Genomic DNA, 15,379 nt, shown 5'->3' with positions numbered 1-15,379 from the left:
AGGTATGAAAACGATGACTGTTGGTGAAGTAAAAGCCCATTTTTCGGAAGTATTAAAGGAAGTAGAAGCAGGCGAGCGAATCGCCATTACTTTCGGAAAAAAGCGGGAGATTAAAGCTTTTCTGGTGCCCCGAAAAGAAGATATGAAACCTCGTACGCTGGGTATTCTTCAGGGAAAGGGAAAAGTGGTTTTCAAGGATGCTTACCAAATGTCGGACGAGGAATTGTTGGGATGATTAGTTACCTGTTGGATACACACGCACTCATCTGGGCTTTAACCGAGCCTGAAAAGTTATCCAGAAAAGTCAGAACCGTTCTGGAAGACCCGTTGAGTTCGGTTGGTGTGAGTGCTATTTCTTTCTGGGAAATTTCCATCAAATACGCTCTGGGAAAGCTGGAGCTGGAAACCCTCGTGCCGCAGGACTTTCATCAGGCTTGCCGGGATATGCGGTTTGACATCGTAGAGCTTTCCGCCGAGGAAGCTTCCACCTACCATTTACTCACCGCCACGCATCACAAAGATCCTTTCGATCGGATGCTGGTTTGGCAATGTCTTTCTAATAATCATATCCTCATCAGCCAGGATGAAGATATGAAGAAATATGTTTCTGAAGGGTTGAAGGTATATTGGTAGTTAAGCTTATAAGTCTCTTCTGATCCCGAGACCAACGCCTACCGTCATGGGCCGGATTTGCATGTAATCGCCCTCCCTGATCCCGCCCATCAGGCTTTTCCGGGCGAAAGCTTTCAGGTTAAGCGAAGTTTTCTTGAAAATCCGGTAGTTGGCTCCGATGGCGGCCTGCGTACTTGTATTGATGTTGCGATAAACCCCATCTTTCGGCCCATATTCAGCCGGCGGAATATCTTCATAGCTATTATCAACCAGGACGTTCTTCAGGAAGAAATCCAGCGTTAATCCCGCCGTAGCAAAGTAATTCAGACGCTTTTCTGGGCGGAAATTGTAACCAATACTCACCGGAACAGACAGGAAATCAAACGAATACCGGAATTGATTGGTACCACCAACGGATACTGAATTGAGGTCGTTTGTTGGATTGCTGGGAGACGGAAAATTCAATTGGTTGGTTCGAGAGTTCTTCTGGGTTGATAGTAACTGGTTATATAACGTATTCCGGTAATTGCTACCAGTCAAAATAATATTGTTATTCATAATGGAATGGCCTTTCAGGTATTGAGCACCAGTTTCCAGGTACCAGTGCCGGGAAAGGCGGGTCCCTCCCGTAAGCTCAAGCAAATATGAAATATGCGAGCTGTTACGATACGTATTCGTCTGAGGTTGGGCCGTCGCCAGGGATAGTCCACTATAGGCAGGAGCGTAGGAATAAAAGGCAGACGTATATTGACCACTAGTAGAAACGGCGGGGTCGAAATTAGCCCAGGAAGCATGGAAAGCAATCCAGTGCTTCGATAGTGGTAAGTTTGACTTGGGCTTTACGAGAAGGGCAGGAGCCGTCGCTAGGGCTGGTGAGGTTAACTTCCTGTCAACCGTATATAAAGTCCAGGACTTACCTTGAGCATCCTGTAAAGTAATCGTTTCCTGTTTCTGAAGTGTTAAAGGTTGCGATTTAGCAGGGGTAGTTGAGGCAGTAGGTTGGATAGAAAAAGTGGGTACGGTTGAAGGTTGAGAATAGGGACGAGTTATCGCCTTTTCCGACCGCTCTTGGGTTGAATTAGGGATTACTAAATTGGTTTTCTTACGGGTAACTCGCTGGTCAGTCTGGTTTTCATTACCTGCCCATCCCGCCTTTTTAGACTCTGATCCAGAAGATAGGAAAGGCTCCTCTACTTTCAATGTAGCGGAAGAAGAATGCATACGGGTAGCTGGTTCCGTAGTTGCCCGAGCAGGGACCTTCGGAGATTCACTAGTTACTTTTCCGTGGGCAGACTGAGCCAGTACCGGGCGATTTTTGGTCATAGGAGTGTTATTGGACTGGGAAAAATACCACCAGCCCAAACTGCCTACTAAGAAAAGAAGCACCGTGCCTATCCAGAATAAGGGCAGGCCCATGGGTTGCTCGGGCGGAAGTTTCTGCTCAAGGCGATCCCAAAGCTCGTCCGAAGGAGATTCGGAAGCTTCTTCGAACGCCTTACGCCAGCGTTCTTCAAAATCGTTAGGTTCTTGCTGGCTCATGTCCAGGAAAAATTCATGTTAATGTCTGTTTTCAGCGATGCGGTGGTTTAGTAACATCTTTTGCATCAGAGTTTTAGCTCTGCTGTATTGTGATTTTGAGGTACCTTCTGAAATATCCAGTAAAGTGGCGATTTCCTGGTGTTGATACCCTTCAATGGCATAAAGGTTGAAGACTGTTCGGCAGCCCGGCGGTAACTCTTGTACTAGTAATAAAAGGTCTTTCCATTGCAGGTCATCGGTCATGGTGGTGGCCACTTCCTCTTGCACGTTTTCCAGTTCTTCGGCAAAATGATAGCGGCGATTATCCCTTAAATAATTCAGAGCGGTATTAACGACAATGCGTTTAATCCAGGCTGCTAAGGGAGACTCAAACCGGAAACTGTCTATCTTTTCGAATATTTTAATAAACGATTCCTGCAATACGTCCTCGGCTTCATCCCGACTTTTGACGTACCGTAGGCATACCACCAACATCCGCCCAGCGAACGCGTCGTATAAACGACGCTGCGAGACGCGATCCTTTCGGCGGCAGCCAGTTACCAGTTCTTGTTCATCAAAAGTCATTTGTAAAGGTTAAGCCATGTCTTGTTCCTCCGAAAACAGGACACGAAGGGTTGAAAAAGGGTTGGAAGGCGTATTAAATTATTTTATAAAACGTGTATCGCAGGTATTCATTCTATTTTTGTGGAATTAAATCAGTTGTATCAAGTCAAAACTCACCTGTCGCTCTGGAGCGGACGGAAGTTCATGTTAAACCTGATCTAGTAAAAACCGTGTTGACCGTCTAAAGCAGAAGAATCCTGCTATCAGTGCGAATGATGAATGACTATGAGAAAAAGCTTCTGACGGAAGTTCAGTTAGCTATCCATGAAATTGAGGCCGTATTAGGGACAACTTTCAGTTTCACAGAAATGGAAGATAATGCACTCCTGGTTCAGGCTGTAGGGGAAGAATTGAAAATTATAGGAGCGGTAGTTTCTGAATTAAATCGAATGAATAGCTCTTTCTTACGCATGAATCAACGCGTGGTGGAAGTAGCCAGGGGCATTGAAACGGATGATGGACGTATAACGCTCGATGATATTACGTGGGTTTTGCAAAATGATTTACCACTTCTGAAAGAAGAAGTGCAACAACTTTTGATGCAGGAATGAAAGAGAAAATAAAACAATTAGCCGGAAAATACGCTGCTGAATTTGTAGCTAATCGTCGGCATTTGCACACAAATCCAGAATTGTCTTTTCAGGAATACGAAACCCAGAAGTTTGTAGCCGAACAGTTACAAACCTTGGGCTTGGCTCCGCAGGCCATGGCGAATACTGGTCTGGTGGCTTTGCTGGAAGGTAAAAACCCATCCAAAAAAGTAGTAGCTCTACGGGCGGATATGGATGCTCTGCCCATTCTGGAAGCCAATGATGTGTCGTATAAAAGCACTAATCCCGGCGTGATGCACGCCTGCGGTCATGACGTACATACGGCTTCGTTGCTGGGGGTAGCCCGTATTCTGACCGAGCTGAAAGACGAGTTTGAAGGAACGGTTAAGCTGGTTTTTCAACCCGGTGAAGAGCTGGCTCCCGGTGGAGCTTCGATGATGATTCGGGAAGGCGTGCTGGAAAATCCTACTCCTCAGGGAATGATTGGGCAGCACGTTGCTCCGCAAATTCCTGTGGGTAAAATCGGTTTTCGGGAAGGCATGTACATGGCTTCAACGGATGAGATTTACCTGACGGTTAAAGGAAAAGGTGGGCACGGAGCCGCTCCCGAATTGGGCGTGGACCCCGTGCTGGTAGCTTCGCATCTGATAGTCGCTTTGCAGCAGATCGTTTCCCGGAATCGTCCCCAGAATTCACCTTCGGTGTTATCCTTTGGCCGGGTCATTGCGAACGGTGCCACAAACGTTATTCCTAACGAAGTCAAGATTGACGGAACGTTCCGTTGCATGAATGAAATCTGGCGGGAAGAAGGCTTGCGTCGAATTCAGAAGTTAGCCGAAGGCCTCTGCGAAAGCATGGGGGCGGAATGCGAAGTGCGAATCGTTCGGGGGTATCCTTATCTGGAAAATCATCCCGAATTAACCCGCCGTTTGCGGGCGGAGGCCAGCGAATACATGGGCGAAGAAAACATCGTCGATCTGGACATCTGGATGGCAGGTGAAGACTTCGCGTTTTATTCCCAGGTAACCGATTCCTGTTTCTATCGTCTGGGTACGCGTAACGAAGAACGTGGCATCGTATCAGGAGTGCATACGCCTACGTTCGATGTAGATGAACATTCGCTGGAAATCGGAGCAGGTTTGATGAGCTGGCTGGCTCTTCAGGAACTCGCCGTGTAGAATAGTTGATAGTTATGGGTTGTTAGTTGTTTGAAAACTAATTAAAAATAGTTAAGGGTGATTCGTTTCAGTTTTCCGAAACGAATCACCCTTAACTATTTTACTAACAACCAACAACTATAAAATCGTGCGGAATAGGATGAACAGCGTTCCTGCCAGAATCATCGAAACGGGTAAGGTTAATACCCAGGCTAAAACGATGTTACGAATGGTGCTGGCCTGAAGGTTCTTAATCCCTTTATTGGCCACCATACTTCCGGCAATACCTGAAGAAAGTACGTGTGTGGTCGATACGGGTAAACCTAATCCAGAGGAAAGACCAATGGTCCCGGCGGCTACTAACTCGGCACTGGCTCCCTGAGCATACGTCAGGTGTTGCTTTCCAATTTTTTCACCTACGGTTACGACAATACGTTTCCAACCTACCATCGTACCTAAACCTAAAGAGAGGGAAACCATTAGGATAACCCAGGTCGGAGCATATTCCGTGTAAGATTTTAAGCCTTTCAGTGAAGAATCCAGCGTAGATACTTCGTCACGGTTGAGCGTTAATGCTCCGTCTTTTTGAATTTTAGATAAATCTCTGGCAATCAGAAGAATATCTTTGCGAGATTCTAAACGTAACTGAGGAGGAATCTTTCCATTGGAAACTCTGAGTACACTGTCAAGGTCAGAAATGCTAGCTTTCACTACCTTCAGACGTTCCTGATCTACAGCCGCCAGACGAGGCTCTTCAATGTGATTAACCAATTGCTGAATCTTTACCAGATTCGTCTGCATGTGGGACGTATCCTTATTGGCATCCAGTGCAAAGTAAGCAGGAGTAATACCGATCAGAATCAACATGATCAGACCCACGCCTTTCTGTCCATCGTTTGAGCCGTGGAAGAAACTTACGCCCGTACAGGTCGCCACCAGAATACCGCGAATCCAGCCCGGAGGCGACTGGTTTTTCTTAGGTTCCTTGAAAATGATATCATTCTTAATGGTTCTTTTCAGGATAAACATCAGAATGATAACCAAGCTAAAACCCACCAGTGGAGAAAGCAGAAGGGCAAAACCCGTTTCTTTTGCTTTGTCCCAGTTAACGGAACTAACGCCTGATACGTTTTCGGGTAATAAAGAATAAGCCAGACCTACGCCGAGGATGGAGCCAATCAGCGTGTGTGAGGACGACGAAGGAAGACCAAAATACCAGGTGCCGAGGTTCCAGATGATGGCACTAATCAGTAGTGATAGTACCATCGCCACGGCATGATAGACATTTTGGTCGATTAGCAGTTCAACGGGAAGGAGATTGACAATACCCATTGCGACGCTGATGCCTCCGAAAAATACACCAAGGAAGTTGCAGAAACCTGACCACATAACGGCCACGTTAGGTTTCAGGGAGTTTGTGTAAATAACAGTAGCTACCGCGTTGGCCGTATCGTGAAATCCATTCACGAATTCGAAGGCACACGCACAAAAGAGGCAGATACACAGAAGAAAGAAAATTCCAGTCTCTAAGCCAAACATAAGGAGTTAAGGGGGCTATTTTGACGCGAAGCTACGCAAAGGGATTAAGCCTAATGTTAAGGAATTGTTAAGAGTATCTGAATGAACAGGCTTACCCTCTGCTAAGAAAAAAGCTCTAACGATTGGTGAACTTGCTTTTGACCAATCGTTAGAGCAAAGATCAGGCGAATTATCCAGCTATCCTTCGGATTGGTGCCGGAAATACCGAATTTTTATTGGAAGAACCAAAAAATATATTCCAACTAAGTTTTAAGCATTTTGTTCGGCTCTACGTAAAAATAGTTTCACGAAGGCAAAAACTTAGGCTGGAACCGTAGCAGGAGCCGTCTTGGTAGCCAACTGGCCGCAAGCTGCGTCAATGTCTTTTCCGCGACTGCGACGAACGGTAATCGGGATATTTTTCTGCTCAATGAAACGGGCAAACTTGGATAGCGTTTGCGGATCCGTGTTTTTATACTGAGCGTTTTCAATGGGGTTATACTCAATGATGTTGATGTGAGCGTTGGGAATGTGCTTGGCAAAGTTCCAAAGCTCCTTGGCATCCTCAAGCGAGTCGTTGAAGTTGTAAAACAGGATGTACTCCAGCGTAATTTTATTACCCGTTTTGTTATAAAAATACTTCAGAGCATCTTTCAAAGCTACTAGCGTATTACTCTCGTTAATCGGCATAATCTGATTCCGTTTGCTGTCATTAGCTGCGTGCAGCGAAAGAGCCAGATTGAATTTTACCCCATCGTCACCAAGTTTCTGAATCATCTTGGCAATGCCAGCAGTACTCACCGTAATACGCTTGGGCGACATATTCAGCCCTTCGGGAGAAGTAATGTGCTCGACGGATTTAAGAACGTTGGCGTAATTCAGCAAAGGCTCGCCCATACCCATGTACACGATGTTGGTCAGGGGTTGGTTGTAATTCTCTTCTGCCTGGTTTTTAATGGCTACCACCTGATCATAAATCTCAGCAGGGTCGAGGTTCCGTTCCCGATCCATGTAACCCGTTGCACAGAATTTACAGGTTAAAGAACAACCCACCTGACTCGAAACGCAGGCCGTCATTCGATCATCGGCGGGAATTAATACGCCCTCGATCAATTTCCCATCAAAAAGCTGAAAAGCGGATTTGATGGTCTTATCACTCGAAATCTGTTGCTTAGAAACACGAATCGGTCGAATTTCGAAATGCTCGGCAAGGACTTCCCGTGTCTTTTTGGACAGATTCGTCATCTCATCAAAGCTGCGGGCCGACTTCTTCCATAACCACTCTAAAATCTGTTTGGCCCGGAAACCCTGTTCTCCGTGCTCGACCAAAAAGGTCTTCAGCCCTTCCGCTGAGATTTTCCGAATATCCTGTTTTTGTATGACTGTGTTTTCCATTGCTCGAAATCCTAATTCTTTGCCCAACTGCAATCTAACTCATTGGGTTCCAATTCTATACTTAATCTTTCCGTAACTGATCAACTTTTTCAATCAATCGGTCACTTTTGGGAATGGCATCCGACACCTTGTCCATAACTTTTGGAGCAAAAGGACGGATAATGGGGTAAACGTAACTTCCCTTCATCTGTTCGCGATTAGGGTAACCTACATTCAGAGCATTCAGTAACCATAAAAAAATGCTGATACCGAAAGCATACGTAAACAAGCCCACAACGGCCCCGGCCATACTATCGAAGCTACCAAAAATGGTATAACGCATACTTCGCCGAAGTAGCCATCCGAAACGATTGATGGTGAAAATAACCAGTACAAAAATACTGGAAAAGCCCAGGTAAGGCAGAAACTTTCGACCAATGGTTTCGCCCACATACGGAGCTACAAAAGCAATGGCTTCATTTAATAGCTTGAATCCAAGGATAATGGATACGACAAAAGCAATAACTGCAATAATCTCGACCAATACGCCCCGCCGAAATCCCGTATACGCTCCGTAGGCCAGAGGTATTAGCAACAACAGGTCAAGAAAATTGAAATTCATTTAGGTATGGGTAGGGTTTGAAAATAGTTTGATTTTGGGTTTGGCAGGTTTGATTTATGGTTATATGATGAGGTTTGAACTATAATTCGCCAAATCATTACCGTCATTATGGGCCCGCATTTGTAACGTAAAGAACCGCAGGCAACTAGCCAGCTGGATTAATTTTTATGTAGAGACGCGACGTCATCGCGTCTGGCCGGGAAATGAAAATCATTTAAATGGTAATATCCGCCCTGGTTGGTTTCCTCACCAAACCCTATTCTTAGCAGTAAGGGCTGGTGAAGACACCAGCCAAGGCGGGAGTAACCAAAGCCGCCTCTACCCAGCCGAGATACCGTCGCTTATGGATTATAATCTACTCTCACGGCTATCCAGAGTGAAACTTCCGCATCACCGTTTTCTTGCTTCATTCGAGAGAACGGCTGGTGAGATAGTAACGTTTAACGGCTTTAAACCTTATCAAACAACGGTTCAAACCTGCCCCAAACCAAAACCTCCTCCAACTACTGTAATAATTGCTTCACTGCTGCTGAGATGGCTTTCCCTTCGGCTTTTCCGGCCAACTCTTTTGTGGCTACGCCCATAACTTTGCCTAGATCGCTGGGGCCGCTGGCACCTACGCGTGCAATGATTTCCTGCAAACGAGCTTTGAGTTCGTCCTCAGTTAGCATTTTTGGTAAAAACTCTTCAATTACGGCCACTTCCGCAAATTCTTTATCGGCTAACTCCTGACGACCGTTTCCGACGTACATTTCCGCCGAATCCTTACGTTGTTTCACGGCTTTCATCAGGATTTTCATTTCCTGATCGGAAGTTAGTTCGTGAGCAGTTCCAGACGTTTCTTCTAATAAAATGGCTGATTTAATAGCCCGCAATGCCAGTAAGCGTGACTGATTTTTCGCGAGCATCGCTGATTTAATCTCAGCTTCGATGGTTGATTTTAAAGACATAACCTAAAATTCAGGATTGATCTATAAAGATTTAAAAAGATTTCCCGCAATATTTGATGCGTTATTTAGAACTGTTCTTGCTAAAGAAGAGTTCTCTACCTTGCAAAGTTACAAAATCTCAACCGCAGAAGGGGCTTTCCTGTGCTAGCACCCCTGCATATCATACGATTTATGCCTACTCGTCTTTCGGTAAATATTAATAAAGTAGCTACGCTGCGGAATTCCCGCGGAGGTAATAATCCGGATGTTATTAAAGTGGCCCTCGATTGCGAACGATTTGGAGCCGAAGGAATCACCGTTCACCCGCGTCCCGACGAACGTCATATTCGGTATCAGGACGTACTGGATTTGAGCAAAGTATTAACAACGGAGTTTAACATCGAAGGAAATCCCACGGAGCAGAAATTTGTTGATCTGGTTCTTCAGGTAAAACCGGCTCAGGTAACGATGGTGCCCGACGTGCTCGGAGCCGTTACTTCTAATGCGGGTTGGGATACCCTGGCGAATAAAGCGTTACTGACGGATTTGGTTAAGACCTTTAAAGAAGCGGGCATTCGTACCTCCATTTTTGTGGACGCCGATGTCGCAATGGTAGAGGGAGCCGCCGCCGTTGGAGCAGATCGCATTGAATTATATACGGAGCCCTATGCTCATCAATATTCACTCGATCAGTCATTAGCATTAACGCCATTCATTAAGGCGGCTGAACGGGCCAATGAATTGGGTTTGGGTATTAATGCCGGGCATGATTTGAGTCTGGATAACCTTCGCTATTTCCAGCAGAACATTCCAGGATTACTGGAAGTATCCATCGGCCATGCCCTGATTTGTGATGCTTTGTATTACGGTTTGGAAAACACCATTCAGTTATACCTGCGGGAAGCAAAAGCAGGCTTGATTTAATGGATAATTTAGAAATAAGATAGAAATAGATCTTCCCGAAAGGCAACGTGCCCTAGGCAGCGTACCTCGGTTTAAATTTTTGGGAAGTTACTAAAGAAAAAAGCTCTGAATTCTCAGAGCTTTTTTGCTGACTTATGGTCAATACTCCTCTCGTTGAGAAGTACTTCAATTGTTGTTGTAAGGAAAAGACCCGCCGATGAAAAGAAACGTTGGAAGGTTTCAAAACTATTCTGGTAGATAGCCTTCCCGAAAGCTTTTAAATAAACTCAAACCTAGTCCAGCTATTCATTCAATTCAATCCAGTACCCATCTGGATCTTGCAGAAAGATTTGACGAATGCCATCGGGACGGGCTTTGGGGCCTTTGAAGGTTAGATTTTTGCTTTTGAGGAAATCCTCTGTTTCATCCATATCCGCAATTTTCACCGCGAAATGATTCTTGCGGGAGCCTAATACTTCTCCATTAACTACCTCCGTACGGTTTCCTAATAAATGTAACTGCTTAGTACCGCCGAGGCTAAACCAAGCTCCCGGGAAATCAAACGCGGGGCGGGGTAATACTTCCAGCTCTAAAACATCCCGGTAAAAGGCGATACTCGTTTCGGTATCGGCGACGTATAAGGCGACATGATCCAGTTCAATAATATGCATAGATGAAAGGCGATTCAGACCAGAATCTACAGGTCGGTGATAAAAACTTCACAAACATACAATCTTCCGGCTGGACGGGTAAATTTTAGGTTAGGTCTATAATTCTACCCTACTTTTAAGCATTGTTTGTATAATTGATGGTCAAAAGCATTAATAGCTTAATATTGTTCTGTATTAATTATAGATAGCGATATTTTGTTGTGATGCTGTTCATTTCCCATTGATTTCCTCACCAATACTTCTTATGCGTAGAGTTCTATTACTAGCCGCATCGCTGGCGTGTTCGTTGCCTTCCTTTGCTCAGGGTCTTTCGGGAGTTACCAATGGCCTGCAAAAAATGCCTGGTTATCTCAATATGTACTGGGACGCCAAAAAGGGCAAAATGTATCTGGAAATTGATAAGCTGGATACCGAAATGCTTTTCCATACCACGCTTCCGGCGGGAGTAGGTTCTAATGATATTGGACTGGACCGTGGAAAAATGGGTGCTGCCAAAGTGATCAAGTTTCAGCGGACGGGACCGAAGGTATTAATGCTGGAGCAGAATTACGGGTATCGGGCCACTTCTGGTGAAAAAATGGAAGTTAGAGCCGTAGAGCAATCCTTTGCTCAGTCGGCCCTGTGGGGATTTGACGTGGCAGCTGAAGAAGGGAAATCCGTTTTAGTGGATGCCACCAGCTTCTTTCTGCGGGATGGTTACGAGGCGGCTTCAGCCATTGCCCGTACCAAGCAGGGTGTTTTTCGGGTCGATCCTACGCGTTGTGCCTTTTATCTGCCTTATACTAAAAACTTTCCCGAAAATACGGAAGTAGAAGTAACCATCACGCTAACGGGTGAGCAGGCCGGTTCTTTCCTTCGGGAAGTCGTACCTACCCCAAATGCAGTAACCGTTCGGGAACATTATTCCTTCATCAAGTTACCCGAGCCCGGTTATCAGCCTCGTGAATTTGACCCACGGGCGGGTATTAACTCCATCGATTACTTCGACTACTCGTCGCCTTTCAGCACAGCCATTGAGAAGCGATACATTCGTCGTCACCGCTTGCAGAAGAAAAATCCAAACGCAGCCGTCTCGGAAGCCGTGAAGCCCATTGTCTATTACATGGACCCCGGTGCTCCCGAACCCATTCGCTCGGCGTTGATGGACGGGATTGCCTGGTGGAATCAGGCCTACGAAGCCGCAGGTTTCAAGAATGCCTTTCAGGTAAAAGTATTACCCGACTCGGCTGATCCGATGGATATTCGCTATAACCTTGTGCAATGGGTTCATCGCTCAACGCGGGGCTGGTCATACGGAGCAAGTGTGATTGATCCTCGCACGGGTGAGATTATTAAGGGAAAGGTAACGCTGGGTTCGCTTCGCGTTCGTCAGGATTATCTGATTGCGAACGGCTTAGTAGGAGAGTACGAAGGGGATAAACCCAGTAAGGAAGCCGAAGAAATGGCACTGGCTCGTCTGCGTCAGTTGGGAGCCCACGAAACGGGTCATACACTGGGTCTACCTCATAACTATGCCTCTAACCATAATGACCGGGCGTCGGTAATGGACTACCCGCATCCGCTGGTTCGCATCATGGGTCAGAATAAATTAAGTCTGGCCGATGCCTATACCAAGGAAATTGGTGGCTGGGATAAAGTAGCCATCAACTACGCCTACCGCGAGTTTAAAACGAAAGAAGAAGAAAAAGCGGGTCTGAAGAAGATCATCGACGATTATATCGCCAAAGGTTTCTTATTTCTGAGCGATCAGGATGGACGTCCTGAAGGTTCGGCTCATCCCATTACACACTTGTGGGATAATGGTAAAAATTCAGTGGAAGAACTCAACCGCGTCATGCAGGTTCGCCGGATTGCTCTGACCAATTTCAGCGAAAAGAAAATTCCAATGAATGCTCCGATGGCGACACTGGAGGAAGCACTCGTGCCGATTTATCTTTTTCACCGGTATCAGATCGAAGCAGCCAGTAAAGTAGTGGGCGGCGTATTCTATACCTATGCCGTTCGTGGCGACAAGCAAAAAGTCATGGAATACGTTTCAGGCGATGAGCAACGCAAAGCTCTCGATGCCCTGATGGCGACGCTAAAACCCGAAGAACTGGTACTACCAGCCAACATCGTGAAGCTGATTCCGCCCCGTCCTTACGGATTTAACGAAAATTTCCGCGAAGTATTTAAAGATCGTACGGGCTTGACTTTTGATCCGCTGGCTCCCGCCGAAGCCGCGGCTAACATGACCCTTCGTTTGGTATTACAACATGAACGGGCCGCTCGACTGATTGGTAACCATTCCATTGATTCATCCTTACCCGATTTCAGTGAAGTGGTAGACAAAGTAGTAGGAACAACCTGGAAGGCTCCCGTACAGGAGGGCTATGCAGGTGAGGTACAACGCGTAGTAAACGCGGCGGTGCTGGATCGATTGTTACAGTTGGCGGCTAACAAAGATGCCGCTAGCCAAGTGCGGGCAGTAGCCTTACTGAAACTAAAAGATCTAAAAGATTGGCTCGAGAAATCAGCTACTTCGGCTAAAGATGTCAACCAGAAAGCCCAGTATCTTTTCGCCGTTTCGCAAATTCAGCAATTCGAAGCGAGCCCCGAAACGGTCATTATTACGCCTCCCTCTAAAGAACCAGACGGAGCACCCATCGGTAGCTTTGACGAGTTTAGCTGTGAATGGTAATACTTTAGTTCTTGGTATTAAAAACAGTTATGATGGTTGATGGATGGGTTATTAGTCGTATGAAAGTTACTGATAATGAATTCATCAACCGTTTGTTATTACTAACTAAGATTCCCTGCCGACATGGCCCGGCCAACATTCTGCGGGCAGTCAACCACTTGCCTAACTTAAGGCTGGCAGAGGGTAAAACCTAAAAAGAAAAACAAACAATCAACAACTATAAAACCACCATTTGAGCCGCCGCTGCCAGCTTTTTCGCTGGCAGCACTAGCCTAGTGCTTTTAGAGAAAAAGAATTAAAGTTATCAATGGTTATAGTGATTCATATAAGTTATGGAGAATGAACCATTCGCTACCAGCAAAAGCCAGCAGTGGATGAAAACTAACACCCACCAACAACGATAAACACATCTTAACCAAACTACCTATGAAACGATCACTACTTTGTGGATTGGCCCTGTTGGGCTTAGGGCTGGGAAAAGTGGAAGCTCAAAGCAAAAAGAAAGCTCCCGAGGCTTCGGTAAATCTGCTGATTCCGGCTAAAAAACTGGAATCGCTAAAGCAGGAATTGTTAGTGGAAATCGACAAGATGAAAGACTTTTCCGCCGAAATGAATGACATGGTTTTCAGTTTCGGGGAATTGGGTTTTCAGGAACACGAAACCTCTAAATACCTGACCGGGATTTTAGAAAAAAACGGGTTTACCATCCAGAGAGGTATCGGAGGCATTCCCACGGCCTGGACGGCCACCTGGGGAACGGGCAAACCTAAAATCGCGGTAGGCTCCGATATTGACTGTATTCCCAAAGCTTCGCAAAAACCCGGTGTAGCGTATCACGACCCTATCATCGAAGGTGCTCCTGAGGTCATGGAGAAGGGCATAACTCGGGTAATCCCTTGAACATTACCGCCGTTCTGGCCCTGAAGAAAATCATGGAACGGGAGAAAATTTCAGGCACCCTGATGCTCTGGCCGGGCGTTGCAGAAGAGCAGGTAGGAACAAAAGCATATTACATCCGAGACGGCTATTTCAAAGATGTAGATGCCTGTATTTTCACGCATGTCGGTAATAACCTGGGCGTAACGTATGGTGACGTAGGTAATAACGGGTTAGTCTCGGTGAAGTTTAATTTTGAAGGAGCCGCCGCCCACGCCGCCGGTGCTCCTTGGCGGGGTCGCAGTGCTCTGGATGCCGTAGAGTTGATGAACATCGGCTGGAACTTCAAACGTGAACACTTATTACCCACTCAACGCTCACATTACGTCATTGTAGACGGTGGCGATCAGCCTAACGTGGTTCCGTCCAAAGCTTCGGTCTGGTATTACTTCCGCGAACGGAGTTATGATAAAATCAAGCAACTGTTTGACTACGGCGTGAAAATGGCCGAAGGGGCTTCCATCATGACCGATACTAAATACACTTATGAAATTCTGGGTTCGGCCTGGCCGGGGCACTTCAACAAGCCTATGGCGGAAGTAACCTTCCAAAACATCAAGCGGGTAGGGTTACCTACCTGGTCGACGGAAGACCAGACGTTGGCGAAAGCTCTTCAGGAGGAGTTAATGTCACCGGAAAAAAATGGTCTAGCGACAAAAATTGATAGCACAATTGAGCCTCCCGCCGTATCTCTGGGCGGCGGCTCGGATGATATTGCCGACATTGCCTGGTCTATGCCGACGATTGTGCTGCGTTACCCTTCCAACATTCCGGGCTTACCCGGTCACCACTGGGCAAATGCCATTTCGATGGCTACCCCGATTGCTCATAAAGGCGTTACGGCGGGAGCGAAGGTAGAAGCCATGACCATTCTGGATTTACTGGTTAACCCTGATTTAATTAAAAAATCCTGGGATTACTATACCAACGTGCAAACCAAAGATATGAAATACGAGCCGCTGGTTCGGGAGACAGATAAGCCTGCCGTCCACCTAAACACGGAAATCATGGCGGAGTATCGCGAGAAAATGAAGAAGTATTACTACGATCCAAGCAAGTATAAATCGTATCTGGAGCAGTTAGGAATTAAGTATCCAACGGTGCGTCCCAAAGAGGAAAAACCCAAAGCAGAAAAGACCGGTAAAGAATAAATTAAAGGAATACCCTAAAAGAGCCTCGCCCCGAGGCTCTTTTTTTATGAATACAATAATCTGAATGTTAGTAATTTAGCTCATCAGAATAAAATAATTATAAATAAATTGTTTAAAATTAAATTGTGTACAA

13 protein-coding genes and 1 pseudogene are annotated in these 15,379 nt (G+C 46.0%); 7 read left to right on the top strand and 7 right to left on the bottom strand.

Features of this window, described 5'->3' with window-relative positions; translation table 11 throughout:
* Window positions 1-4: 4 nt before the first annotated feature.
* Window positions 5-235, top strand: coding sequence for a type II toxin-antitoxin system Phd/YefM family antitoxin (locus tag QE357_RS18155; protein ID WP_307141268.1), 231 nt, complete (start codon window positions 5-7; stop codon window positions 233-235).
* Complete coding sequence (locus QE357_RS18150) at window positions 232-633, top strand: type II toxin-antitoxin system VapC family toxin (protein WP_309710434.1); 402 nt, start codon at window positions 232-234, stop codon at window positions 631-633. The genes QE357_RS18155 and QE357_RS18150 overlap by 4 nt, the downstream gene beginning before the upstream one ends.
* A 6-nt stretch (window positions 634-639) precedes the next feature.
* On the opposite strand, the gene QE357_RS18145 is transcribed toward QE357_RS18150, so the two are convergent.
* Together QE357_RS18145 and QE357_RS18140 are read right to left on the bottom strand one after the other, a co-directional pair.
* A complete protein-coding gene (locus QE357_RS18145; RefSeq protein ID WP_309710432.1) occupies window positions 640-2,151 on the bottom strand; it encodes an outer membrane beta-barrel protein in 1,512 nt (503 codons plus the stop codon).
* A gap of 18 nt (window positions 2,152-2,169) precedes the next feature.
* The gene (locus QE357_RS18140) at window positions 2,170-2,715 is read right to left on the bottom strand and encodes an RNA polymerase sigma factor (RefSeq protein ID WP_309710428.1); all 546 of its coding nucleotides are present in this window, start codon (window positions 2,713-2,715) and stop codon (window positions 2,170-2,172) included.
* 251 nt (window positions 2,716-2,966) lie between these two features.
* Here QE357_RS18140 and QE357_RS18135 point away from each other — a divergent pair, with 251 nt between their 5' ends.
* Window positions 2,967-3,305 carry a hypothetical protein gene (locus QE357_RS18135; protein WP_307141264.1) on the top strand — a complete coding sequence of 113 codons (339 nt, stop codon included), beginning with the start codon at window positions 2,967-2,969 and terminating at the stop codon, window positions 3,303-3,305.
* Complete coding sequence (locus QE357_RS18130) at window positions 3,302-4,483, top strand: M20 family metallopeptidase (RefSeq protein ID WP_106637740.1); 1,182 nt, start codon at window positions 3,302-3,304, stop codon at window positions 4,481-4,483. Before QE357_RS18135 ends, QE357_RS18130 begins: the two co-directional genes overlap by 4 nt.
* Window positions 4,484-4,600: 117 nt before the next feature.
* Here QE357_RS18130 and QE357_RS18125 read toward each other — a convergent pair whose 3' ends face one another.
* The 4 genes from QE357_RS18125 to QE357_RS18110 form a co-directional block, all read right to left on the bottom strand.
* Complete coding sequence (locus QE357_RS18125; protein WP_106637741.1) at window positions 4,601-6,001, bottom strand: inorganic phosphate transporter; 1,401 nt, start codon at window positions 5,999-6,001, stop codon at window positions 4,601-4,603.
* Between the two features lie 300 nt (window positions 6,002-6,301).
* Entirely contained in the window at window positions 6,302-7,375 is a 1,074-nt protein-coding gene (gene rlmN, locus QE357_RS18120) for a 23S rRNA (adenine(2503)-C(2))-methyltransferase RlmN (protein WP_309710423.1), read from the bottom strand.
* 61 nt (window positions 7,376-7,436) lie between these two features.
* Complete coding sequence (locus QE357_RS18115) at window positions 7,437-7,976, bottom strand: CvpA family protein (RefSeq protein WP_106637742.1); 540 nt, start codon at window positions 7,974-7,976, stop codon at window positions 7,437-7,439.
* 503 nt (window positions 7,977-8,479) lie between these two features.
* Window positions 8,480-8,926 carry a GatB/YqeY domain-containing protein gene (locus QE357_RS18110; RefSeq protein WP_307141260.1) on the bottom strand — a complete coding sequence of 149 codons (447 nt, stop codon included), beginning with the start codon at window positions 8,924-8,926 and terminating at the stop codon, window positions 8,480-8,482.
* Between the two features lie 171 nt (window positions 8,927-9,097).
* Here QE357_RS18110 and QE357_RS18105 point away from each other — a divergent pair, with 171 nt between their 5' ends.
* Entirely contained in the window at window positions 9,098-9,829 is a 732-nt protein-coding gene (locus tag QE357_RS18105; RefSeq protein ID WP_106637744.1) for a pyridoxine 5'-phosphate synthase, read from the top strand.
* 281 nt (window positions 9,830-10,110) lie between these two features.
* Here QE357_RS18105 and QE357_RS18100 read toward each other — a convergent pair whose 3' ends face one another.
* Window positions 10,111-10,479 carry a VOC family protein gene (locus QE357_RS18100; RefSeq protein ID WP_309710418.1) on the bottom strand — a complete coding sequence of 123 codons (369 nt, stop codon included), beginning with the start codon at window positions 10,477-10,479 and terminating at the stop codon, window positions 10,111-10,113.
* Window positions 10,480-10,723: 244 nt separating this feature from the next.
* Between QE357_RS18100 and QE357_RS18095 the strand changes: the two genes are divergently transcribed.
* Both QE357_RS18095 and QE357_RS18090 read left to right on the top strand, forming a co-directional pair.
* Window positions 10,724-13,159: a zinc-dependent metalloprotease gene (locus QE357_RS18095; RefSeq protein WP_309710416.1), complete on the top strand. Its 2,436-nt coding sequence runs from the start codon at window positions 10,724-10,726 to the stop codon at window positions 13,157-13,159.
* A 426-nt stretch (window positions 13,160-13,585) separates the two neighbouring features.
* Window positions 13,586-15,246, top strand: a pseudogene (locus QE357_RS18090) (amidohydrolase).
* The last annotated feature ends 133 nt before the right edge of the window (window positions 15,247-15,379 follow it).

The organism is Siphonobacter sp. SORGH_AS_0500, assembly GCF_031453245.1.
Classification (GTDB): domain Bacteria; phylum Bacteroidota; class Bacteroidia; order Cytophagales; family Spirosomataceae; genus Siphonobacter.
The sequence above is the reverse complement of the archived record's forward strand: the minus strand, read 5'-3'. Positions and strand labels throughout refer to the sequence as shown.

What these genes read in the sequence shown, in the direction of transcription:
- QE357_RS18155 (WP_307141268.1), top strand. Translation starts at nt 5, where the DNA reads ATGAAAACGATGACTGTTGGTGAAGTAAAAGCCCATTTTTCGGAAGTA.
- QE357_RS18150 (WP_309710434.1), top strand. Translation starts at nt 232, where the DNA reads ATGATTAGTTACCTGTTGGATACACACGCACTCATCTGGGCTTTAACC.
- QE357_RS18145 (WP_309710432.1), bottom strand. Translation starts at nt 2,151, where the DNA reads ATGAGCCAGCAAGAACCTAACGATTTTGAAGAACGCTGGCGTAAGGCG.
- QE357_RS18140 (WP_309710428.1), bottom strand. Translation starts at nt 2,715, where the DNA reads ATGACTTTTGATGAACAAGAACTGGTAACTGGCTGCCGCCGAAAGGAT.
- QE357_RS18135 (WP_307141264.1), top strand. Translation starts at nt 2,967, where the DNA reads ATGATGAATGACTATGAGAAAAAGCTTCTGACGGAAGTTCAGTTAGCT.
- QE357_RS18130 (WP_106637740.1), top strand. Translation starts at nt 3,302, where the DNA reads ATGAAAGAGAAAATAAAACAATTAGCCGGAAAATACGCTGCTGAATTT.
- QE357_RS18125 (WP_106637741.1), bottom strand. Translation starts at nt 6,001, where the DNA reads ATGTTTGGCTTAGAGACTGGAATTTTCTTTCTTCTGTGTATCTGCCTC.
- rlmN (WP_309710423.1), bottom strand. Translation starts at nt 7,375, where the DNA reads ATGGAAAACACAGTCATACAAAAACAGGATATTCGGAAAATCTCAGCG.
- QE357_RS18115 (WP_106637742.1), bottom strand. Translation starts at nt 7,976, where the DNA reads ATGAATTTCAATTTTCTTGACCTGTTGTTGCTAATACCTCTGGCCTAC.
- QE357_RS18110 (WP_307141260.1), bottom strand. Translation starts at nt 8,926, where the DNA reads ATGTCTTTAAAATCAACCATCGAAGCTGAGATTAAATCAGCGATGCTC.
- QE357_RS18105 (WP_106637744.1), top strand. Translation starts at nt 9,098, where the DNA reads ATGCCTACTCGTCTTTCGGTAAATATTAATAAAGTAGCTACGCTGCGG.
- QE357_RS18100 (WP_309710418.1), bottom strand. Translation starts at nt 10,479, where the DNA reads ATGCATATTATTGAACTGGATCATGTCGCCTTATACGTCGCCGATACC.
- QE357_RS18095 (WP_309710416.1), top strand. Translation starts at nt 10,724, where the DNA reads ATGCGTAGAGTTCTATTACTAGCCGCATCGCTGGCGTGTTCGTTGCCT.